The organism is Stenotrophomonas sp. FBCC-B152 (assembly GCF_059134105.1).
Genome location: NZ_CP101442.1, coordinates 3,134,091 through 3,155,424, shown reverse-complemented (window position 1 = coordinate 3,155,424; position 21,334 = coordinate 3,134,091). Strand labels below are relative to the sequence as shown.

At 68.5% G+C, this 21,334-nt stretch carries 16 protein-coding genes; 7 read left to right on the top strand and 9 right to left on the bottom strand.

All coding sequences use genetic code 11. From position 1 onward, the window contains the following. Positions 1-314: 314 nt before the first annotated feature. Positions 315-3,656, bottom strand: a complete 3,342-nt coding sequence (locus NMB40_RS14515) for a GH92 family glycosyl hydrolase (protein WP_494358870.1) — start codon at positions 3,654-3,656, stop codon at positions 315-317. Positions 3,657-3,981: 325 nt separating this feature from the next. On the opposite strand from NMB40_RS14515, the gene NMB40_RS14510 reads away from it, so the two are divergent. The 4 genes from NMB40_RS14510 (at position 3,982) to NMB40_RS14495 (ending at position 7,242) form a co-directional block, all read left to right on the top strand. Continuing rightward, positions 3,982-4,179: a zinc-finger domain-containing protein gene (locus NMB40_RS14510; RefSeq protein ID WP_494358869.1), complete on the top strand. Its 198-nt coding sequence runs from the start codon at positions 3,982-3,984 to the stop codon at positions 4,177-4,179. Positions 4,180-4,195: 16 nt separating this feature from the next. Further along, complete coding sequence (locus tag NMB40_RS14505; protein WP_494358868.1) at positions 4,196-5,308, top strand: glycosyltransferase; 1,113 nt, start codon at positions 4,196-4,198, stop codon at positions 5,306-5,308. After that, complete coding sequence (locus tag NMB40_RS14500; RefSeq protein WP_494361084.1) at positions 5,289-6,611, top strand: O-antigen ligase family protein; 1,323 nt, start codon at positions 5,289-5,291, stop codon at positions 6,609-6,611. The genes NMB40_RS14505 and NMB40_RS14500 overlap by 20 nt, the downstream gene beginning before the upstream one ends. A 196-nt stretch (positions 6,612-6,807) precedes the next feature. Next, positions 6,808-7,242 (top strand): REP-associated tyrosine transposase, encoded by a 435-nt coding sequence (locus NMB40_RS14495; protein ID WP_494358867.1) that lies wholly within the window; start codon positions 6,808-6,810, stop codon positions 7,240-7,242. Positions 7,243-7,431: 189 nt separating this feature from the next. Here the strand turns inward: NMB40_RS14495 and NMB40_RS14490 are convergent, their stop codons facing one another. Next, the gene (locus NMB40_RS14490; protein ID WP_494358866.1) at positions 7,432-8,352 is read right to left on the bottom strand and encodes an LpxL/LpxP family Kdo(2)-lipid IV(A) lauroyl/palmitoleoyl acyltransferase; all 921 of its coding nucleotides are present in this window, start codon (positions 8,350-8,352) and stop codon (positions 7,432-7,434) included. A gap of 88 nt (positions 8,353-8,440) precedes the next feature. Here NMB40_RS14490 and waaA point away from each other — a divergent pair, with 88 nt between their 5' ends. After that, entirely contained in the window at positions 8,441-9,739 is a 1,299-nt protein-coding gene (gene waaA / locus NMB40_RS14485; RefSeq protein WP_494358865.1) for a lipid IV(A) 3-deoxy-D-manno-octulosonic acid transferase, read from the top strand. Positions 9,740-9,863: 124 nt separating this feature from the next. Here the strand turns inward: waaA and NMB40_RS14480 are convergent, their stop codons facing one another. From NMB40_RS14480 to NMB40_RS14470, 3 genes are all read right to left on the bottom strand, one after another. Then, complete coding sequence (locus NMB40_RS14480; protein WP_494358864.1) at positions 9,864-11,228, bottom strand: TolC family outer membrane protein; 1,365 nt, start codon at positions 11,226-11,228, stop codon at positions 9,864-9,866. A 16-nt stretch (positions 11,229-11,244) separates the two neighbouring features. Next, entirely contained in the window at positions 11,245-11,895 is a 651-nt protein-coding gene (locus NMB40_RS14475) for a protein-L-isoaspartate O-methyltransferase family protein (protein WP_494358863.1), read from the bottom strand. Between the two features lie 137 nt (positions 11,896-12,032). Beyond that, entirely contained in the window at positions 12,033-12,704 is a 672-nt protein-coding gene (locus tag NMB40_RS14470) for a TetR/AcrR family transcriptional regulator (protein ID WP_478062979.1), read from the bottom strand. A gap of 123 nt (positions 12,705-12,827) precedes the next feature. Here NMB40_RS14470 and NMB40_RS14465 point away from each other — a divergent pair, with 123 nt between their 5' ends. After that, positions 12,828-13,958: an efflux RND transporter periplasmic adaptor subunit gene (locus NMB40_RS14465; RefSeq protein ID WP_494358862.1), complete on the top strand. Its 1,131-nt coding sequence runs from the start codon at positions 12,828-12,830 to the stop codon at positions 13,956-13,958. A gap of 4 nt (positions 13,959-13,962) precedes the next feature. Next, positions 13,963-17,154 (top strand): efflux RND transporter permease subunit, encoded by a 3,192-nt coding sequence (locus tag NMB40_RS14460; RefSeq protein WP_494358861.1) that lies wholly within the window; start codon positions 13,963-13,965, stop codon positions 17,152-17,154. A gap of 294 nt (positions 17,155-17,448) precedes the next feature. On the opposite strand, the gene leuB is transcribed toward NMB40_RS14460, so the two are convergent. The 4 genes from leuB to NMB40_RS14440 are packed head-to-tail and all read right to left on the bottom strand — an operon-like array spanning position 17,449 to position 21,330. After that, positions 17,449-18,510 carry a 3-isopropylmalate dehydrogenase gene (leuB, locus tag NMB40_RS14455; RefSeq protein ID WP_494358860.1) on the bottom strand — a complete coding sequence of 354 codons (1,062 nt, stop codon included), beginning with the start codon at positions 18,508-18,510 and terminating at the stop codon, positions 17,449-17,451. Next, positions 18,500-19,078: a 3-isopropylmalate dehydratase small subunit gene (gene leuD, locus NMB40_RS14450; RefSeq protein WP_494358859.1), complete on the bottom strand. Its 579-nt coding sequence runs from the start codon at positions 19,076-19,078 to the stop codon at positions 18,500-18,502. Before leuD ends, leuB begins: the two co-directional genes overlap by 11 nt. Next, complete coding sequence (leuC, locus tag NMB40_RS14445; RefSeq protein WP_494358858.1) at positions 19,078-20,499, bottom strand: 3-isopropylmalate dehydratase large subunit; 1,422 nt, start codon at positions 20,497-20,499, stop codon at positions 19,078-19,080. The genes leuD and leuC overlap by 1 nt, the downstream gene beginning before the upstream one ends. A gap of 48 nt (positions 20,500-20,547) precedes the next feature. Beyond that, positions 20,548-21,330: a methyltransferase domain-containing protein gene (locus NMB40_RS14440; protein WP_494358857.1), complete on the bottom strand. Its 783-nt coding sequence runs from the start codon at positions 21,328-21,330 to the stop codon at positions 20,548-20,550. Between the last annotated feature and the right edge of the window lie 4 nt (positions 21,331-21,334).

Here is a 21,334-nt window from a genome sequence, read left to right as displayed (position 1 = left end):
CCGCAGCCCCACGGTCACTCCCGTGCAACCTGCCAAGGGCCAAATACCCCCACGCGGCCCGGCCGTGGCGGTGGTCCGCTGGACCCCGCCACCCTGGGCCCGACCACTTCCCCCCCCTGGAACGGCGCCATGCGCACTCGTCCTGCAAAGTGGTACTTCAAGCAGTTGTTCGCGTTGTATGCAGGGATGGTCGGCGCCCGCTGACCGGTAACGAACACCCGGTGGGGGTATGCCCCACCGGGTAGAGCCACGCCCTGCGTGGCTTGCGCGGACCCGGCCGAACAGCAGCCACGCAGGGCGTGGCTCTACGTCGTCTATTGGGCCAACAGCTCCACTTCGGCCAGCTGCATGCGTCCCGGCCCCTCGATCCGCAACCGGTATTCGGCATAACGGCCCGGCTTGGCAATCCGGAACGGGCGGGTCTGCTGCTGCCACTCGAACGTTTCACCGCTGCGCTGGTCCAGCGTGACCCAGCTGCCACCGGCCTTGCGCGCTTCCAGCGTCCACTTTCCACCCCGGATCGGCGCATTGCCACTGGTCAGCGTGTACATCGACGGCGTGCCATCGGTTACGCCCGTGAACACCACGCTGCCCTTGCCACCGAACGGCACCACGGTGCCGGCATCATCATCGGTCAGCGCCGCCAGCACCTTCCCATCGTCCAGCTGTGCACGCGCACCGCTGCCCAGCAGGTCATGCAGCAGCGCCGGGCGCTCGCCCCGCGCGGTCAACGAGCGCGGCGCATCGTCCGGCCCGGTGCCCCACTTGGACGGCGCCGGACCCATCTCGAAGTCCAGCGTCGCGCCCTTGGCGATCACATCGTGCGGCACCCAGGTCTTGGTCCACGGCTGGCCATTGATCTTCAGCGACTGCACGTAGATGTTGCGGTCCGAGTTTTCCGGCGCGTTCACGGTCAGCACCGCGCCGCCCTGCAGTTCCACCTTGGCGTGCTTGAACGCCGGCGAGCCGATCGCGTACTCCGGCGAGCCCATGCGCAGCGGGTACAGGCCCAGCGAGGCCAGCACGTACCACGCCGAGGTTTCGCCGTTGTCTTCATCGCCCGGGTAGCCCTGGCCGATCTCGCTGCCCACGTACAGCCGCGACAGGATCTCGCGCACGTGCTGCTGGGTCTTCCACGGCTGCCCGGCGTACAGGTACATCCACGGAATGTGGTGCGAGGGCTGGTTGCTGTGTGCGTACATGCCCATGCGCACATCGCGCGCTTCGGTCATTTCATGGATGGTGCCGCCGTAGGAACCGGAGAACTTCGGGTCGGCGGTTTCCGGCGTGCTGAAGAACGTATCCAGCTTCTCGGCCAGCTTCTCGCGGCCACCGTACAGGCCGGCGAGGCCTTCGCCGTCGTGCGCGGCGGTGAAGGCGAACGTCCAGCCGTTGGATTCGGTGTAGTCGTGGCCCCACACGCGCGCGTCGTAGTCCTTTGCGGCCACGCGCCAGCTGCCATCGTCCTTGCGGCCCTGGAAGAAGCCGGCGGCCGGGTCGAACACGGAGGCGTAGGTGCCGGCGCGGGCGCGGAAGTAGTCCGCTTCGGTGGTGTAGCGCTCGCGCGCCGCCGGGCTGCCGGCGGTTTTGGCCAGCGCGGTGGCCATGTTGGCGATGCCGAAATCGTTGAGCGCGCCTTCCATCGTCCACGACATGCCTTCGTGCACGTCGGCGCTGGCGTAGCCACGGAAGGTGGACTTATCCATGCCCTTGCGGCCGACATGGCGGTCCGGCGGCACCACCGTGGCGTTCTTCAATGCGGCCTGGTAGGCCTCGTCCGGATCGAAGCCCTTGATGCCCTTGAGGTAGGCATCGGCGAAGGCCACGTCCGAACTGGTGCCCACCATCAGGTCGGCATAGCCCGGCGAAGACCAGCGCGCCACCCAGCCACCGGCGCGGTACTGCTCCAGGAAGCCCTGCACCAGCGCGCCGGCATCGTCCGGGGTGAACAGCGCGTACGCCGGCCAGGTGGTGCGGAAGGTGTCCCAGAACCCATTGTTGACATACACCTTGCCATCGCGGATCGGCGCGAAGCTGCGCACCGCGCTGCCATCGGTGTTGTCGTCGGCGGCGCTGGCCTGGCTGGCGTAACGCCAGTCCGGGGCGGCAGCGGTACCGGCGTTCTCGAAGCCGGAATTCGGGTACAGGTACAGGCGGTACAGGCTGGAATACAGCGTGGTCTTCTGGTCGTCGCTGGCCTGGCCGATGTCGAAGCGGGCCAGGCGCTGGTCCCAGGCATCCTGTGCGCGGGCGGCGACGGTGGCCAAGGTGTCATCGCTGGCCAGTTCCAGCGCCAGGTTGTGGCGGGCCTGCTCGACCGAGATCAGCGAGGTGGCGATGCGCATGGTCACGCGGCGGTCGCTGCCGGGGTCGAACTTGATGTAGCCGGTGGGCCGGCCGCTGGCGATGGTGCCGCTGCTGCGCCACGGCCGGTCGAAGCTGGCCACCACGTACATGCGGGTGGCGCCGTTGGACAGCCCGCTGCGCGTATCGGTGTAGCCCGACAGCGTCTGCGTGGCCGCATCCAACGTGAGCCCGCCACGCGCGTCGACGTTGTCGAACAGCAGGTTGGCATCGCCGTCCTTGGGGAAATCGAACTGGAACAGCGCGGCGTGGTCGGTCGGCGCGATGGCGGCGGCAATGCCGTTGTCGAAGCGCACCGCATAGCGGTACGGGCGCGCGCTTTCGTTGTCGCGCGAGAACGACAACGCACGCTTGCTGCGGTCCGCTTCCGGCACCCCACGGGTGGCCGACGGCATCACCTGGAAGGTCTGGCGGTCGCCCATCCACGGGCTGGGCTGGTGGCTCAGCGCCAGTGCCTGCAGTTGCGGGCGGTTGGCGGCGTTGTTCTGCTCGTTCCAGCGGTACAGCCAGTTCAGCGCGCCGGCGTCGGTCACCGGGGTCCAGAAATTGAAGCCGTGCGGCACGGCGGTGGCCGGGAAGTTGTTGCCGCGCGAGAAGGTGCCGTTGGCCTGGGTGCCGCGGGTGGTGAGCACCCAGTCGGAGGGGCGGGCCGGGGCGGTGCGCGGCTGGCTGTCCAGGCGCACGTCGTCGATCCAGCCCGAGACCGGTGCGTTGGCGGCGCTGCCCAGATCCAGTTCGATGGCGACCACGCGGCGCCCGCGCAGCGCCTCCACGTCGCCCAGGCGCACCGACTTGTGCGCCCACTGCTGCGGGTAGAGGGTCTTGGAATCGCCCTGGGCCTTGGCGCCCAGCGCAATGCCGTGCAGGTCGCGCGCGGCGCTGGCCGAGACGCGGCTGCCGTCGTCCAGCACCAGGTCCAGCGAGACATAGGTGGAGGCCACCGTGTCATCGCCCACGATCTCCGGCAGCACCAGCCAGGACAGCGTGGTGTCGGCGTCGATGGTCACATCGGTGGTGAACAGCGTGGTGGTGGCGGCACCGCCGGCGCTGGCGTAGTGCAGGGCACGCAGGCCGCTGTAGCCCACGCCGGGCTTGGCCGCATACGGCGCCTCCGGGCCCTTGCCGATCTTCAGCTGCACGCCGCCCTTGCTGGCCTGCGGGGCCGGTTCGCCCGGCTCGAAGGAGGTCTGCAGGCCCTGCACGAAGGCGGGCAGGGCCACCGGCGCGCAGGCCAGGGCGAGGGCCAGCGGAAGCAGGGCGCGGCGGGCAGGGCGGGGGTGCGGCAGGGTCATGCAGGGATCTCCCGGGTGGGACAGGCGGCAGGCGGAGCCCGCATCGGCGACCTCGGCAGACAGCACCACGCCGGCCGCCCGCAAGGGCAGTCGAAGCGATGCAGGTCCGGCGGGGGACGGGCCATGCGATCGGGTGTTTGATCGGAACGCACCCGATCCTGCAACACCCGGAGCGGGTCTGGCAAGTGAAATTAGTTCGATCTAAACCCGGAAAAATCGCATATCGGCGTTTTGCCCGTGACGTCCCGCGCCGAACCGGCCGCGCCGCGCCCGGCGCCCCGGGTGCTAGAATCGAGCCCCTCGCAATTCCTTTCCGTGCCCCGCCATGAGCCATACCGCCACCGCGCCCGCCAATGCCGAAAAGCGCTACACCGTGCACCGCAGCGACCTGCCGCTGAGCTGCCCGACGCCGGAGATGGCGCTGTGGAACTCGCACCCGCGCGTGTACCTGCCGATCGAAGACGAGCCGAACCGCGAAGCGGCGTGCCCGTACTGCGGTTCGGTCTTCGTGCTGGCCGACTGAGCAGGCGGAACCGAACGTGCGCCGACTGACCGTGGTGCAGCTGCTGCCGGCGCTGCACTCCGGCGGGGTTGAGCGCTCAACGCTGGAAATTGCCGCCGCGCTGGTCGCGGCCGGGCACCGCGCCATCGTGGTCTCTGCCGGTGGCCGGCTGGTTGAGCCGCTGCTGGCCAGTGGCGCCGAACACCTCACCCTGGATATCGGCCGCAAATCGCTGTGGACGCTGCGCCATGTGCGCACGCTGCGCAACCTGCTGGCCGAAACCGGCGCGGACATCGTGCATGCGCGCTCGCGGCTGCCGGCCTGGCTGGGCTACTACGCCGTGCGCAACCTGCCGGCGGCCACCCGCCCGCACTGGGTCACCACCGTGCATGGCTTGAATTCGCCCAGCCGCTACAGCGCGGTGATGACCAGCGGCGAACGGGTGATCTGCGTGTCCAACTGCGTGCGCGAATTCGTGCTCCAGCATTACCCGAGCGTGCCACCCGAGCGCCTCCAGGTGATTCCGCGTGGGGTGGATACCGCGCAGTTCCCGCGCGTGGGCCGCCAGGACCGGCGCCCGCGCCTGGCGGTGGCCGCGCAGCATCCAGCGCTGGCCGGCGATGCGCCGCTGCTGTTGTTGCCGGGCCGTGGCACCCGCCTGAAGGGGCATCACCATGCGCTGGGGCTGCTGGCCGGGCTGCATGCGGCCGGTGTGCCGGCGCTGCTGTGGATGCCGGGCACCCGCGAGCCGGGGCGTGAGCGCTATGTGGCCGAGCTGGAAGCGCAGGCGCGCAGCCTGGGCATCGCCGATGCGGTGCTGATGACCGCGCCCACGTCGCGCATCGCCGAAGCGTATGCGGCCAGCGATCTGGTGCTGCAGCTGTCCGACAAGCCGGAGGCCTTTGGCCGCACCGTGGTCGAAGCGCTGTCAGTGGGCCGACCTGTACTGGGCTGGAACCAGGGCGGGGTGGGCGAGCTGCTGCAACACCTCCAACCATCCGGCGCGGTACCCTTGGGCGACGCCGGGGCATTGCAGGCGCGTGCGCTGCAGTTGCTGGCGCAGCCGCCGTCGCTGCCCTCGCGTATTCCGTTCACCCTGCAGGCGATGCAACGTGACACGCTCCAGCTCTATACCTCCCTCGCTGGCTGAGCCGGTCAGGGCGCCCGGTTCGCCGGGCTTCCGCGCGGGCCGCTGGGCGCCGTGGTGGGTCATCGCGTTCGTGGCGTTGCTGCCGCTACCGGGCGTTGCCGAAACCGTACTGGGCCTGGGCGCGATCTACGCCGCCGCACGCATGATCCAGCTGCGCCTGCAGGGCAAGCAGCGCATGCTCAGCAGCCCGGCCTGGGCGCTGACCAGCATCCTGTTCCTGGGCTACTGGCTGCCGCAGGCGTTTTCCGCCTTCGATGCAATCGATCCGGGCACGGCGTGGCGCAAGACCGCCGCCGGCCTGCGCTACCTGCCCTTCATGTGGCTGGTGGCGATCGCGGTGGCCACGCCGGAGCGGCGCGCGCTGACCCTGAAGGGCATCGCGATCATCACCGGGGTGTGGACGCTGGATGCACTGGCGCAGGCCGCGTTCGGTACCAGCCCGTTGTTCTGGTCGATGGACCAGTTGAAATGGGCGATCAGTGGCCATGGCCTGTGCCCGCCGGCGGAGATGGCGGCAGCCGATCGCCTGAGTGGCGTGCTGGGGCCGTGCAACCTCAAATTCGGCCAGGTGCTGGCCAGCCTGTCGCCGTTCCTGCTGTTTGCCGCCGCCGCACGCTTCGGCCGTTGGGGCTGGATGGGGGTGGCCGCTGCCGTCGGTGCCGTGCTGGTATTGGCCGGTTCGCGCGCGGCGTGGCTGACCTATGCGCTGGTGCTGGTGTTTTCCGGCTGGCGCCTGCTCGGCGCGCGCGGCCTGCTGGCCTGCGTGGCGGTGGGACTCGCAGCGGCGGTGGCACTGGCCGCTGGCTCGCACCAGGTGCGCGAGCGGCTGGAACGCACCGCAATGGCGTGGGAAGGCGAGAGTGATGGCGTGAACCAGGCATTGTCCGGGCGCGCGCAGATCTGGGCCGCGGCGGGCTGCATGATCGAGCAGCATCCGATCAACGGCGTAGGCGCACGGGGTTTCCGCGATGCCTACCCCGACTGCAATCCGCGCCCTGAAGAACAGGAAGTATGGGGCGCCGGCCCGGCGTTGCACGCGCACCAGATCCTGCTGGAGATCCTGGCTGAAACCGGCGTGCTCGGGTTGCTGCTGTGGCTGGCGGCTGCGGCGCAGGCGTGGCGCGCGTGGCGCTTCGCCCCGCTACCGGCGCGCGAACGCGCCCGCCCGGCGATGCTCGCCCTGGCGGTCACGGTGTTCCCGTTCAACACCCACCTGGCGTTCTATTCCACGTTCTGGGGCGGCCTCACCTTGCTGCTCGCCGCCCTCTACGCAGGCAGCCTGCTGGCCAGCGACGACCGGTAGAGCCACGCCCTGTGAGGCATCTCTAGGCCTGGAATCGCTTAACCCGCCGTAGAGCCACGCCCTGCGTGGCTGCCCTTCGTTGGAAACCGCGCCAGCCACGCAGGGCGTGGCTCTACGTCGTGGCAGGCCGTGCACCGATGCGCCGAAGCGTGATTCGGCGATACCGCGGCGATCGAGGCGCCTCCATCGTGGAGGCATGTCCAGTCCACGACTCCGTCTCGGCCGCGTGTCCGAACCCGGCCATGTGTATGTCCTCACCACTGTCGTAGAGGGTCGACGCCGCCTGTTTGAAGACCCCGTCAACGCAGAGCTCGTGATCGACGCGCTACGCCATGTTGAACGCTGTGGGCGCAGCCGGTCCATGGCGTGGGTGGTGATGCCCGATCACGTTCATTGGCTGATGGAGCTGCGGCGCGGCACGCTCGCCACCTGCATGAATGTGTTCAAGTCGTACAGCAGCCGGAAACTCGGTGTTGGGAAGGTCTGGCAACTGGGCTACTACGACCACGCCGTGCGTACGGACGAATCGTTGGAACATGCAGCGCGCTACATCATCGCCAACCCGCTGCGCGCCGGCCTCGCTGAAAACATGGGCGAATACCCTTACGCCTGGTGCCGCTGGGACCTGTAGAGCCACGCCCTGCGTGGCTGCGCGAGGTGCCGATCCCGTAGAGCCACGCCCTGCGTGGCTGCGCGCGCGGTGCCGATCCCGTAGAGCCACGCCCTGCGTGGCTGCGCGCGGTGCCCGACGAAGAGCAGCCACGCAGGGCGTGGCTCTACGATAGGGATCGACGTCCTGCAGCCGTGCAGCGCGTTCCCGTTATTTGTAATAGTCGCTGCGGCCGCCGGGCTGGCGCTTGAAGCGGCGGTGGATCCACAGGTACTGGTCCGGGGCCTCGCGCACCATCGCTTCGATGGCCTGGTTGACCCGTGCGGTATCGGCTTCCACATCCTCGCTGGGGAAGTTCTCCAGCGGCGCGCCGATCTTCAGGAAATACTTCCCGCCTTCGCGGCGGTGGAAATACGGAATCACCGCGCAGCCGGTCATCCGCGCCAGCTGGTGGGTGGCGGTGATGGTCGAGGCGGTGTGACCGAAGAACGGCACGAACACGGTGTCCTTGCCGCGCATGTCCTGGTCCGGCGCGTACCAGAGGAAGCCACCCTTCTTCAGGTGCCGCACCGTGGCGCGGATGTCCTCGTTGGCATACATCGCCTTGGCGTAGCGCAGCCGGCCGAACTTCACCGCCCACTCGTACACCGGGTTGCGGTGCTTGCGGTACATGCCCGACAGGTCGACGTGGTCGCACAGCAACCGGCCACACATCTCCAGGGTCATGAAGTGGCCCGACACCAGCAGCACGCCACGGCCCTCGGCCTGCATGCGGTGCAGGTGCTCCAGCCCTTCCACCTGCACCTTGGGACGGATGCTGTCGATGCTGCCCCACCAGGCCCGGGCGAATTCGAAGATGCCCACGCCCAGCGCGTCGAAGCTGTCACGCAGCAGGCGCTGGCGCCAGGCGTCGTCCTTTTCGGGGAAGCACAGCTTGAGGTTCACCTCGGCCGCGCGCCGGCGGCTGCCGGCCAGCCGGTAGGCCACGGTGCCCACCCCGCGCCCGAGCGCGCGCTGCAGGCCCCAGGGCAGGCGGGCCACGGCGAAGGCGACCAGCATGAAAGCGAAGGTCGGCCAGTGGCGGGGATTGCGCAGGGACGGCCGGGTGGCGGTGGAAGCGTTATCTGACATACCCCCGATTCTAAGTCATGCGCCTGTCGCGGTGCGTCAGCACCGGCCCCGCATGTCTTTCCCGCGGCCGCTCCCGTATCCTCTGCGCATGCGTAAAAGTCCCGTCGAATGGATCCTGCGCGGCCTGTATTCGGTCGTGCTGTACCTGTTGTTGCCGATCACCGTGTACCACCTGGTCTGGCGCGGTTTCCGGGTGCGCGAGTACTTCCAGCGCTGGGACGAGCGCTACGCTTCCTACCCCGATTCCACCGCGCAGCCGCGGGTCTGGCTGCATGCGGTGTCGGTGGGCGAGGTGAATGCGGCCGCGCCGCTGGTCAACGCGCTGCGCCAGCTGCGCCCGGACATCCGCTGGGTGATCACCACCATCACCCCCACCGGCTCGGAGCGGGTCCGCTCGTTGTGGGGCGATGCGGTGGACCATGTGTACCTGCCGTATGACGTGCCGGGCAGCGTCGGCCGCTTCCTGGGCCACTTCAAACCCAGCCTGGCGCTGATCCTGGAAACCGAGCTGTGGCCGAACCTGCTGTTCGGCTGCCGCGACCGCGACATTCCGGTGTACATCCTCAATGCCCGGCTGTCGGCGCGCTCGCTGCGCGGCTACCGCCTGCTGCGCCCACTGATCGGGCGCACCCTGCGCACGGTTACCTGCGTGGCCGCGCAGTCGGCCGACGACGCCGAGCGCTTCATCCAGCTCGGTGCGCTGCCCGAACAGGTACAGCCGCTGGGCAACCTGAAGTTCGACATCGCCACGCCGAACGTGCGCGAGTTCACCGCCGATTTCCACGCCGCCGTGCCCGGCACGCGCCCGGTGTGGATCGCGGCCAGCACGCACGAAGGCGAGGAACAGGCCACCATCGACCTGCACCGCCGCCTGCGCCAGGAAATTCCTGGCCTGTTGCTGTTGTGGGCGCCGCGCCATCCCGAACGCTTCCCGCGCGTGGAAGCGCTGGCACGCGAGCAGGGCTGGAAGGTCAGCACACGCCGCCAGCAACGCTGGCCGCAGGCCGACAGCGATGTGTTCGTGATCGATACGCTGGGCGAACTGATGGCGTTCTACGGCTGCGCACAGGTGGCGTTCGTCGGCGGCAGCCTGCAGCCGATCGGCGGCCACAACCTGCTCGAGCCGGCGGCAATGGGCACCGCCACGGTGACCGGGCCGCACCTGCACAACTTCGCCGAGATCTCCAGGCGCATGCGCGAAGCGGGCGCGGTATTGATCGCCGATGACGTGGCGGGCGTGGGCGATGCACTGCTCACCCTGCTGCGCGATCCGGAAGCACGCGAAGACATGGCAAGCGCAGGGTGCGCGTTGGTCAGCAACGGCCGTGGCGCGCTCAAGCGCACGGTCGAGTTGATCGCCCCGCGATTGCCGCCGCCTTTGGAGTGACCTCGGCGTAGGGACACGCCATGCGTGTCTGCGCGGTGCCGGCGATCCGTGGGACACGCATGGCGTGTCGCTACGAAAAAGCCACCCTTGCGGGTGGCTTTTTCGTTTCCGCGTTACACCTCGGTCAGTTGTTGACCTGGGTGCTCGGCGTTGCGGCCTGCAGGGTCAGCAGGCGGTTGATGTCCTGCAGGTCGGCGATGTCCAGCGTGCCGACTGCCTGGCCCAACAGCAGACGGTTCTGCAGGAAGGTGTAGCGGGCGTTGGCGTACTCGAGCTGGGCCGAGAACAGGATGCGCTGGTTCTGGATCACGTCCAGCACGGTGCGGGTACCCACTTCCAGGCCGACCTGCGACGCGTCGTACGCGCTCTGCGCCGAGACCACCGCCAGGCGGCGCGCTTCCACTTCGCTGATGCCGGCCACCAGGGTCTGGTAGGCGTTGCGGGTGTTGCGGTCCAGGGCGCGCTTCTGCTGCTCGTAACCGTCCTGGGCGATATCGCGCTGGGCCAGGGCCTGGCGCACGCCGGACTGGGTGGCGCCACCGGAGAAGATCGGCACGCTCAGGGTCAGGCCGATGCTGTTGCTGCGCTGGTCCGGGCTGAAGTTCGAACCGCTGCCCACCACGTCACCCCAGCTGGCCGAACGGCCGGCGGTGGCACCCAGCGACAGGGTCGGGTAGTGGCCACCGCGTGCGGCGGACACGCTCGATTCGGCCGCGCTCACCTTCAGCTCCTGCGACTTCAGCGCCGGATTCTGGGCAACCGCTTCGTTGACCAGCTGGTCAACGGTGGCGTACTTGGCCGGCAGTTCCGGGCGGAAGTCGGCCGGCAGGGCGCGCAGGTCGGTGACCGGCTGGCCGGTCAGTTCGGTCAACGCCTGGTAGGCGTCGGCCAGGGTGTTTTGGGCAATGATGGTGTTGGCGCGGGCCTGGTCGTACTGGGCGCGCGCTTCATGCACATCGGTGATCGGGGCCAGGCCCACTTCCAGGCGCTTGTCGGCGAAGTCGAACTGCTTCTTGGCCGCCGCTTCGTTGGTCTGCGCCGCCGACAGCGATTCGATGCCCACCAGCACGTTGAAGTACGCCGCCGAGGTGCGCGTGATCAGGTCGTCGTTGGCCGAGTCCAGGGTGAAGTCCGCCGCCTTGCTCAGCTCGCGCTGCGAACGCAGGTTGGAGATCTGCGTCCAGTTGAACAGCGTCTGCGACGCGCTCAGGCCGTAGTTGCGGTTCTTGGTGGTGAACGAGGTGGAGCTGACGTCGTGGTTCGGCGTGGTGCGATTGCGCGTGAGCGAAGCCTCGCCATTGATCTGCGGCAGCAGTGCGGCACGGGCCTGCACGGCGCCTTCCTTGTCGAACAGACGGGTCGATTCAGCCGCGGACAGCTGCGGATCGCCGTTGCGCGCCATTTCGTAGACCTGCAGCAGGTCGGCGGCAGAGGCGGTCATCGGCAGCAGGGCGGCGGCCAGCGCAATAGCGAGGGATCGGCGGATCATTGCGGCTTCCTTGGACTCAGAGGTGGAACTGGGGTGCCGGCGCGGCACCGCGCAGGTAATCGATATCGGTTTCAAACAGCGAATCGCTGATGCTGCCATCGGCATTGACCAGCACCGCTTCCATTGCCGGCGAATGGCCACGGATCACGAACAGGCGGCCACCGGGACGCAGCCACTGCGTGAAGCGGGCGGGGATGCTTTCCACCGCGCCGGTAACGCAGATGGCATCGAAGCGGCGCTCGGTGTCCCAGGTCAGGGCATCGGCAGTTTCAATGCGGACATTGGTGCCCAGGCCGGTGACATCCAGGCGCGCACGCGCGGCCTCGGCCAGGGCCGGGTCGATTTCCAGGCTGAGCACTTCGCGGGCCAGGGCGCCCATGCAGGCGCTGAGGTAGCCGCTGCCGGTGCCGATTTCCAGCACTTCATCGCCCGGCTGCAGGTTCAGCGCCTGCAGGGTGCGGCCTTCGATGACCGGCTTCATCATCTTGCGGCCGTCGCCCAGCGGCAGTTCAACGTCGGCGTAGGCAAGGGTACGGTTCGCATCGGCGACAAACGCCTCGCGCGGCAAACGTGCCAGTACGTCGAGCACACGGATGTCCAGCACGTCCCAGGGACGGATCTGCTGTTCAACCATCAGTTCGCGGGCGTGGGCGTAATCGATCGTCATGAGGTTCTTAATCCAGCGCAGTGGGCCGGCCATTTTACCGGTGCCGGGAGCCGGCGGCGCGCTGAGAGCATCGCTGCCGTCGCGCCGGGGTCGCAGTGCCGGAAGTCACCGCGACCTCCGGTCCATTCATGTTGTCATCACCGCCCGGGGCGGGTGGCGTAGGCCCTCAGGAAGAAGGTCACGCTGGCCTCCACATGGGCGTCGGCGTCGCACTCGGCCGGGGCCGTTCGCAGCCCGCACATCATATGCGTATGCAGCTCGCCTTTGATGAGGGTGAAGAACTGCAGGGCGGCGGTCTGGAAGTCGCTGATCTCCAGTTCGCCGCGCTCGGTGCGGGCCCGCAGGAACTCGGCCAGGGCATCACTGGTGCGCTGCGGGCCGGCCACCCAGAACATCTCGCGGATCCGGTCGTCGGTATCGGGGGCCATCATCACCCGCTGCACGGCCACGGCCGCCGGCGAGGTGATCATGGTGAAGAACGCCCGGCCGATGCCCAGCAGCTGCTCGCGCAGCGCGCCGTCGGCGTCGGTGACGAACAGCGCGTCCGGCAGCATCTCCACGCAGGTGGACTTCACAGCTTCGGTGAAAAGGGTCTCTTTGTCGCCGAAATGGCTGTAAACGGTCAGCTTGGAAACGCCGGCCTGGGCCGCGATGCTGTCCATGCTGACGCCGCCATACCCCTGGTCCACGAACAATGCCTTGGCCGCGTCGAGGATGGCTGCGCGCTTGCCCAGATCCTTGGGGCGGCCGGGTCCGGCTGCCTTGGCGGCAGGCTTGGACGGCACGGCGGAAGTGGTCGGATCAGTCATGCAAACAATACTAGACCAATCGGTTCGATATTTATACTATACCGACTGGTTCACTATTAGCCGTCATGGAATAGAGTGTCGCTTCCAGACGGTCTCCCCCGGTACTTCAAGGTCCAGGACCTCATGAACAACTTGCGATGGATGGGCAGTGGCCTGCTGGCGTTGATGCTGGCAGCGTGTGGCAAACAGGATGCCGAGCCGGCCGCACCGATCCCGGTGCTGGTGGTGCAGCCGGGCACGGTGAGCGGCCAGGAAGTGGCGGCCTACCCGGGTGAGGTGCATGCCCTGCAGGAAAGCCCGCTGTCGTTCCGGGTCGGGGGCAACCTGGTGAAGCGCCACGTCGATGCCGGCCAGCGCGTGCGCAAGGGTGACCTGCTGGCCGAACTGGATGCCGCCGATTTCGCCTCGCAGGCAAGCGCCTCGCAGGCGCAGCTGGCCGCGGCCGAAGCCGACCTGGTGCGCGCCCGCGATGACCAGAAGCGCTACGCGACGCTGGCCGAGCAGCAGCTGGTCAGCCAGTCCACCCTGGATGCACAGACCGCCGCCTTCAAGGCCGCGCAGGGCCAGGCCAATGCCGCCCGCGCCAACCTGGCGGTGGCCCGCAACCAGACCGGCTACGCGCAGCTGCGCGCGCCGGCCGATGGCGTGATCGCCAGCCGCCAGGCCGAAGCCGGGCAGGTGGTCGGCGCCGGGCAGACGGTGTTCACCCTGGCCGCCGACGGCGGACGCGAGGTGCTGATCGCCCTGCCGGAAAGCAACATCCGCGATTACCAGGTCGGCCAGGAGGTGCAGGTGGAGCTGTGGAACAAGCCGGGCCAGATGCTGCCGGGCACGATCCGCGAGATCGCCCCGGCCGCCGATGCGCAGGCGCGTACCTACGCCACCCGGGTCAGCCTGGCGCCCGAAGCAGCCGCTGAAGTGGAGCTGGGCCAGAGCGCGCGCGTGTTCGCCGCCGCCGGCCGCACCGGCACGCTGCAGCTGCCGCTGGGCGCGGTGCTGCGCGGCGCCAATGGCAAGGCCAGCGTGTGGGTGGTGAACCCGTCCAACGGCGCGATCAAGGCCACGCCGGTGACCGTGGGTGCCTATGGCCCCGACGCGGTGCCGGTGCTGTCCGGCGTGGCCGCGCAGGATTGGGTGGTGGCCGCCGGCGGGCACCTGCTGCGCGACGGCCAGGCGGTCACCCCGGTGGACCGGCAGAACCGCCCGGTGCTGAAGCCGGCCGCCGCGCCCGCTGCCACGGCCAAGGGGCACTGACCCCGTGCGCCGCTTCAATCTTTCCGAATGGGCGCTGGGCAACCGCGCGCTGGTGCTGTTCGCGATGCTGGCCTTCGCGATCATCGGTGCGTGGTCGTACAAGCACCTGGGCCAGTCCGAGGATCCGCCGTTCACCTTCAAGGTGATGGTGGTACGCACGATGTGGCCGGGTGCCACCGCCGAGCAGGTCTCGCGCCAGGTGACCGAGCCGATCGAGAAGGCGCTGCTCAACACCGGGCAGTACGAGTTCATCCGCTCGTACTCGCGGCCGGGCGAATCGCAGGTGATCTTCGTGGCCCGCGACAGCCTGCGCTCCAAGGCGATTCCGGACCTGTGGTACCAGGTGCGCAAGCGCGTGGGCGACATCAAGCCGACCCTGCCGCGCGAGATCGTCGGCCCGTTCTTCAACGATGAATTCGGCGATACCTTCGGCAACATCTATGCCTTGACCGGGCAGGGCTTCGACTACGCGGTGATGCGCGATTACGCCGACCGCATCCAGCTGGAACTGCAGCGCGTGCCGGACGTGGGCAAGATCGAGCTGGAAGGCCTGCAGGACGAAAAGGTCTGGATCGAGCTGTCCAACACCAAGCTGGCCACCCTCGGCGTTTCGCTGCAGCAGGTGCAGCAGGCGCTGGCCGACCAGAACGCGATCGCCGCCACCAGCTTCTTTGAAACCCCCACCGACCGCGTGCAGCTGCGCGTGACCGGCCAGTTCCAGAGCGTGGACGACATCCGCCGCTTCCCGATCCAGGCCGGTGACCGCACCGTGCACCTGGGCGATATCGCCGAGGTCAAGCGCGGCTTCGCCGACCCGGCCTCGCCGAAAATGCGCTTCATGGGCGAAGACGCCATCGGCATCGCGGTGGCGATGAAGGACGGCGGCGACATCCTCAAGCTCGGCGCCACCCTGGATGCCGAATTCGAACGCCTGCAGAAAACCCTGCCGGCCGGCATGAAGCTGCGCAAGGTCTCCGACCAGCCGCACGCGGTGGAAGAATCGGTGGGCGAGTTCGTGCAGGTGCTCACCGAAGCAGTGGTGATCGTGCTGCTGGTGAGCTTCTTCTCGCTGGGCCTGCGCACCGGCCTGGTGGTGGGCGTGACCATTCCGCTGGTGCTGGCGATGACGTTCTTCGTCATGCACTACTTCGACATCGGCCTGCACAAGATCTCGCTGGGCGCGCTGGTGCTGGCGCTGGGCCTGCTGGTGGACGATGCGATCATCGCGGTGGAGATGATGGCCACCAAGATGGAGCAGGGCTATGACCGCCTGCGCGCGGCCAGTTTCGCGTGGGAAAGCACGGCGTTCCCGATGCTGACGGGTACGCTGATCACCGCGGCCGGCTTCCTGCCGATCGCCACGGCGGCGTCCAGCACCGGTGAGTACACCCGTTCGCTGTTCCAGGTGGTAACCATTGCGCTGGTGGTGTCGTGGATCGCGGCGGTGCTGTTCATTCCCTACCTGGGCGACAAGATGCTGCCGGACCTGTTCAATCCGCAGCCGCTCAAGCCGGACAGCCTGGCCGGGCGCTGGCGCGCCAGGCGCCTGCAGTGGGCCGACCGCCACCCGGCGTTCGCGCGCTGGATCGCGCCGACGGAACTGGCGCACGACCACGACCCGTACCAGCGGCCGTTCTACACGCGCTTCCGCCGCTTCCTGGATGCATGCCTGCGCCACCGCTGGTGGGTGATCGCGGCCACGGCAGCGCTGTTCGTGTTCTCGCTGCTGATCTTCCGCTTCGTGCCGCAGCAGTTCTTCCCGGATTCGACCCGCCCGGAACTGATGGTGGACATCGAACTGGCCGAAGGCGCATCACTGCAGGCCACCCAGGCGCAGGCGACCAAGCTGGAGAAGCTGCTCAAGGGGCGCGACGGCATCAGCAACTACGTGGCCTACGTGGGTACCGGTTCGCCGCGCTTCTACCTGCCGCTGGACCAGCAGCTGCCGGCCACCAACTTCTCGCAGTTCGTGGTGCTGACCGAAAACGCCGAAGCGCGTGAGGCCACCCGCGACTGGCTGCTGAAGGAGGTCATTCCGCAGTTCCCGGACGTGCAGATGCGCGTGACCCGGCTGGAGAACGGCCCGCCGGTGGGCTACCCGGTGCAGATGCGCATTTCAGGCGAACACATCGAGCAGGTGCAGGCGATCGCACGCAAGGTGGAAGCCAAGGTGCGCGAGAACCCGCACGTGATGAACGTCAACCTGGACTGGAGCGAGCCGAGCAAGGTGGTGCGGCTGGTGATCGACCAGGACCGTGCGCGCGCGCTGGGCGTGAGCAGTGCGCAGGTGAGCCAGCTGCTGGGCACGTCGTTGTCGGGCATGAGTGTGAGCACCTACCGTGAGGGCAACCGCCTGATCGAAATGCTGCTGCGCGGGCCGGACAATGAACGCGTGCGGCTGGACATGCTGGGCAGCCTGGCCATTCCCACGGCCAGCGGCACCTCGGTGACGCTGTCGCAGGTGGCGCGCCTGGAGTACGTGTTCGAGGACGGCATCATCTGGCACCGCAACCGGTTGCCGACGGTGACGGTGCGCGCGGATATCGGTGAGGGCAGCCAGGCGCTGGACGTGGTGCAGCAGATACTGCCGACGCTGGAAGGCATCCGTGCCGAACTGCCGTCCGGCTACCTGCTGGAAACCGGCGGCACGGTGGAAGATTCCGCACGCGGCCAGAACTCGATCAAGGCCGGCATGCCGCTGTTCCTGATCGTGGTGGCCACGCTGCTGATGCTGCAGCTGCGCAGCTTCTCGCGTGCGGCGATGGTGCTGGTGACCGCACCGCTGGGCATCATCGGCGCAACCTTGTTCCTGCTGCTGTTCCGCGCACCGTTCGGGTTCGTGGCGCTGCTGGGCACCATCGCGCTGGCGGGCATGATCATGCGTAATTCGGTGATCCTGATCGACCAGATCCAGCAGGACATCGACGCCGGCCACGACCGCTGGCACGCGATCATCGACGCCACCGTGCGCCGCTTCCGCCCGATCGTGCTGACCGCGCTGGCGGCGGTGCTGGCGATGATCCCGCTGTCGCGCAGTGCGTTCTACGGCTCGATGGCGATCTCGATCATGGGCGGGTTGATCGTGGGCACCGTGCTGACGCTGGTGTTCCTGCCGGCGCTGTACGCGGCGTGGTTCCGGGTGAAGCCGGATGAAGCGGGTGAAGCGGGCAAAGCCGAAGAAGCATCGGCGCCTTGATTCACTCCTGGCGGGGCGGCCGACGGGCAGCCCCCTACGGGGGCTGCCCGCCGGCCGCCCCAGACAGATGGTCGTGGGCGGAGACAATGATCAAAAGCCGGAGCAGCCACGCAGGGCGTGGCTCTACCTTGGCCCCCAACCAACCGTCAATGGGTCGGCGGGGGCGGGGGTACGGGGGCTTTGCGAAACATGGATGTTTCGCAAGAGCCCCCAAGGATGGGTTCACGGCGCCCCCCGTACCCCCGCCACCGCCGGCCCATCACTCGTAAACGCTCAAACGAGGGCTTTTAAACGTCAGCTCAGCCGCGCCAGCACAGCGTCGGTTGCCTGCGTGGTGGATACGGCCTGGCCCCTGGCCGCCAGATCCGCAGTAAACACGCCATCATCCAACGCCGCATGTACAGCGGCTTCAACGGCGGCCGCTTCGGCTTCCAACCCCAACGAATGGCGCAGCAGCATCGCGGCGCTGAAGATCGTGGCGTACGGGTTGGCAATGCCCTTGCCGGCGATATCCGGCGCCGACCCGTGGATCGGCTCGTAGATCCCGACCGCGCCAGGCTCACCCAACGACGCCGACGGCAGCAGGCCGAGCGAACCGGCCAGCATCGAGGCCTCATCGGTGAGGATGTCGCCGAACATGTTCTCGGTCACGATCACGTCGTACTCGCGCGGCTTGGCCAGCAGGTGCATGGCCATCGAATCCACCAGCTGGTGTTCCAGCGCGATCTCCGGGAATTCCTCGCGGCCGATCCGCGCCGCCACGTCACGCCACAGGCGCGAAGTTTCCAGCACGTTGGCCTTGTCCACCGAGGTGACCTTGCCACGGCGCTGCCGTGCCAGCCGGAACGCACTGCGCATCACCCGCTCGATCTCGCCCACGCTGTAGCTGCACAGATCGCTGGCGGTGTCGGCCGTGCGCGTCTTCTCACCGAAGTAGATGCCGCCCGTGAGCTCGCGCACCACCACGAAGTCCACGCCCTCCAGCAGCTCCGCCTTGATCGGCGACGCGCCCAGCGCGGCCGGGTGGGTACGCACCGGGCGCAGGTTGGCATACAGCCCCAGCGCCTTGCGGATAGCCAGCAGGCCCTGCTCCGGGCGCACCTTCGCGTTCGGGTCGGACCACTTCGGGCCGCCCACCGCGCCCAGCAGGATCGCATCGGCCTGGCGGCAGGCTTCCAGCGTGGCCGCCGGCAGCGGCTCGCCGTGGCGGTCGATGGCGATGCCGCCGATATCGTGTTCGCTGAAACCAAAGGTGTGGCCAAAGCGTTCGGCCACCGCGCCCAGTACCGCCACCGCGGCCGCGGCGACTTCCGGACCGATGCCATCACCGGGCAATACGACAATCTCAGCGTGCATGTTCACTCTCGTAACGTTCAATGTCAGGGGTACGACCCAACAGATACCCCAACTGGTCCACGCCTTCCAGCAGACAGGTCTGCGAGAAGCCGTCCAGCGGGAAGGAATACACCCGGCCATCGGGCGTGCGCAGCTCGCGCGCAGCGATGTCCACGGTCAATGCGTCGTCCGGGCGCTGCATCAGCGTCTGCACGTCGGCTTCGTCGAGCACGATCGGCAGCAAGCCGTTCTTCAACGCATTGCCGCGGAAGATGTCGGCGATTTCACTGCTCACGATCGCGCGCAGGCCCAGGTCGGCCAATGCCCACGGCGCGTGTTCGCGCGAGGAGCCGCAGCCGAAGTTGCGCCCGGCCAGCAGGATGCTGCGCCCGGCGTTGTGCGGCTGATTGAACGCGAAGCCCGGGTTCGGGCTGCCATCGGCCTGCCAGCGCCAGTCGTTGAACGCGTGCTTGCCCAGCCCGGCGCGTTCGGTGGTGGACAGGAACCGCGCCGGAATGATCTGGTCGGTGTCGATGTTGGTCTCGCGCAGCACCACGCTGGTCGAGGTCAGGCTACGGAAGCCGCTCATCAGGCCACCTCCTGGCTGGCATACAGTTCACGCGGGTCGGCCACCCGGCCGTTCACCGCCGCCCAGGCGGCCGTCATCGGCGAGGCCAGCAGCGTGCGCGAGCCCGGGCCCTGGCGGCCTTCGAAATTGCGGTTGCTGGTGCTCACCGCCAGCTGGCCGGGGGCGACCAGGTCGCCGTTCATCGCGATGCACATCGAACAGCCCGGCTCGCGCCATTCGGCACCGGCCTCGCGCACGATGGCGTCGATGCCTTCGGCTTCGGCCTGGCGCTTGACGATCTCCGAACCCGGCACCACCAGCATGCGCACGCCCGTGGCAACGCGCCGGCCCTGCAGCACCTGCGCCACTTCGCGCATGTCGCTCAGCCGGCCGTTGGTGCACGAGCCGACGAACACCACGTCCACCGGCGTACCCGCCAGGGTCTGCCCGGCGCGGAAGTGCATGTAGTCCAGGCCCTTCTGGTCGGCCGCGTCGTTGGCGGCCGGGATCGGCGCGTCCACCGCGATGGCCGTGCCCGGATGCGTACCCCAGGTCAGCGTCGGGCGGATGTCGGCCGCATCGATGTGGACTTCCACGTCGAAGCGCGCGCCGGCGTCGCTGCGCAGCTGCTTCCACTGCGCCACGGCGATGTCGAACTCCACGCCCTTGGGGCCGCGCGGGGTGTTGGCCACCCAGTCGAAGGTGACCTGGTCCGGCGCGACCATGCCGGCGCGGGCGCCGGCTTCGATCGACATGTTGCACAGGGTCATGCGCTGCTCCATGTCCATCGCGGTGATCGCGCTGCCACGGAATTCCAGCACATGGCCGGTGCCGCCGTTGACCCCGATCACCCCGATGATGTGCAGCACCACGTCCTTGGCGCCCACGCCCGGCGCCAATGCACCATCGACGGTGATCGCCATGGTCCTGGCCTTGCGCTGCAGCAGGCACTGGGTGGCCAGGACGTGGCCCACTTCGCTGGTGCCGATACCGAACGCCAGCGCGCCGAACGCACCGTGGGTGGAGGTGTGGCTGTCGCCGCACACGATGGTCATGCCCGGCTGGGTGAAGCCCTGCTCGGGTGCGATCACGTGCACGATGCCGCGGTTGGCCGACTGCAGGTCGAACAGCTCGATACCGTGCTCGGCGCAATTGCGCGCCAGCATCGCCACCTGCGCTTCCGAAGCGGCGCTGGCATACGGCAGCTTGCCGTCGGCGCCGGCCGGCAGGGTCGGGGTGGAGTGATCCATGGTGGCCTTGGTCCGGTCCGGGCGGCGCGGCGACAGGCCGCGCTCGCGCAGTTCGGTGAAGGCCTGCGGCGAGGTCACTTCGTGGATCAGGTGCAGGTCGATGTACAGCACGGCGGGCGCGCTGTCCGATTCGGGCACGACCACGTGGGCGTCCCACAGTTTGTCGTACAGGGTGCGGGGAGCTGGGGTCATGGAATGGCCTTGCTGTGGTTCATGTGACGATAGGGCGGTTCGGGTCGGTCAGGAAGTGCGCAGCCGCGCCTCGAAGCGCAGCCGCACGTAATCGGCGGTCCACTGGCCATGCGCATCGCGCTGGGTCGGGGCCAGCAGCGCCACGGTGTCGTCGAGCACGCGCTGGCGCTGGCGGGCATCCAGGCCGGCCAGGAACGGCGAGGCGAAGGTGCGCAGCCAGCCCTGCATGCCGGTGGGCAGCACGGTCGGGCGCGCCAGGCATTCGATATGGCGCACCTGGAAACCGTGCGCGCGCAGGCGGTCGGCGTACTCGTCCTCGCTGGGGAAGTACCACGGGAACGCCGGCACCGCATGGCCGTTGCTGCACAGGGCGGCCTGCAGCGCGCTGGTGATGGTGGCCACGTTGCCCTGGCCGCCCATCTCGGCGACGAAGCGGCCACCGGGTCGCAGCGCACGGCGCACGCCGTCGATCACCTTGTCCGGTTCGCGCATCCAGTGCAGCGCGGCGTTGCTGAACACCGCATCGAAGCGGCGCTCGAAGGTCATCGCATGGGCGTCCCTCAGCAGCGCGTCGATGCCGCGGGCGCGCGCGCCGCCGATCAGCTCGGGCGAGCTGTCCACGCCGGTCACATGCGCACCGCTCAGTGCCAGGTCGAAGCTCAGCACGCCATCGCCGCAGCCCAGGTCGAGGATCCGCTCGCCGCGCTGCGGGTCGAGCAGGCGCGCCACCGCACCGCCGAGCAGCGGCACGAAGCCGGCGTCGATGGCGTAGTCGTGCGCGTTCCAGTGCTGGGAAGCGTCGGCGGTGTACGGGCTGTCGAAGGCACTCATGCGT

What these genes read in the sequence shown, in the direction of transcription:
- NMB40_RS14475 (WP_494358863.1), bottom strand. Translation starts at nt 11,895, where the DNA reads ATGACGATCGATTACGCCCACGCCCGCGAACTGATGGTTGAACAGCAG.
- NMB40_RS14480 (WP_494358864.1), bottom strand. Translation starts at nt 11,228, where the DNA reads ATGATCCGCCGATCCCTCGCTATTGCGCTGGCCGCCGCCCTGCTGCCG.
- NMB40_RS14510 (WP_494358869.1), top strand. Translation starts at nt 3,982, where the DNA reads ATGAGCCATACCGCCACCGCGCCCGCCAATGCCGAAAAGCGCTACACC.
- NMB40_RS14465 (WP_494358862.1), top strand. Translation starts at nt 12,828, where the DNA reads ATGAACAACTTGCGATGGATGGGCAGTGGCCTGCTGGCGTTGATGCTG.
- NMB40_RS14495 (WP_494358867.1), top strand. Translation starts at nt 6,808, where the DNA reads ATGTCCAGTCCACGACTCCGTCTCGGCCGCGTGTCCGAACCCGGCCAT.
- NMB40_RS14470 (WP_478062979.1), bottom strand. Translation starts at nt 12,704, where the DNA reads ATGACTGATCCGACCACTTCCGCCGTGCCGTCCAAGCCTGCCGCCAAG.
- NMB40_RS14490 (WP_494358866.1), bottom strand. Translation starts at nt 8,352, where the DNA reads ATGTCAGATAACGCTTCCACCGCCACCCGGCCGTCCCTGCGCAATCCC.
- NMB40_RS14515 (WP_494358870.1), bottom strand. Translation starts at nt 3,656, where the DNA reads ATGACCCTGCCGCACCCCCGCCCTGCCCGCCGCGCCCTGCTTCCGCTG.
- leuD (WP_494358859.1), bottom strand. Translation starts at nt 19,078, where the DNA reads ATGAGCGGCTTCCGTAGCCTGACCTCGACCAGCGTGGTGCTGCGCGAG.
- leuC (WP_494358858.1), bottom strand. Translation starts at nt 20,499, where the DNA reads ATGACCCCAGCTCCCCGCACCCTGTACGACAAACTGTGGGACGCCCAC.
- waaA (WP_494358865.1), top strand. Translation starts at nt 8,441, where the DNA reads ATGCGTAAAAGTCCCGTCGAATGGATCCTGCGCGGCCTGTATTCGGTC.
- NMB40_RS14440 (WP_494358857.1), bottom strand. Translation starts at nt 21,330, where the DNA reads ATGAGTGCCTTCGACAGCCCGTACACCGCCGACGCTTCCCAGCACTGG.
- leuB (WP_494358860.1), bottom strand. Translation starts at nt 18,510, where the DNA reads ATGCACGCTGAGATTGTCGTATTGCCCGGTGATGGCATCGGTCCGGAA.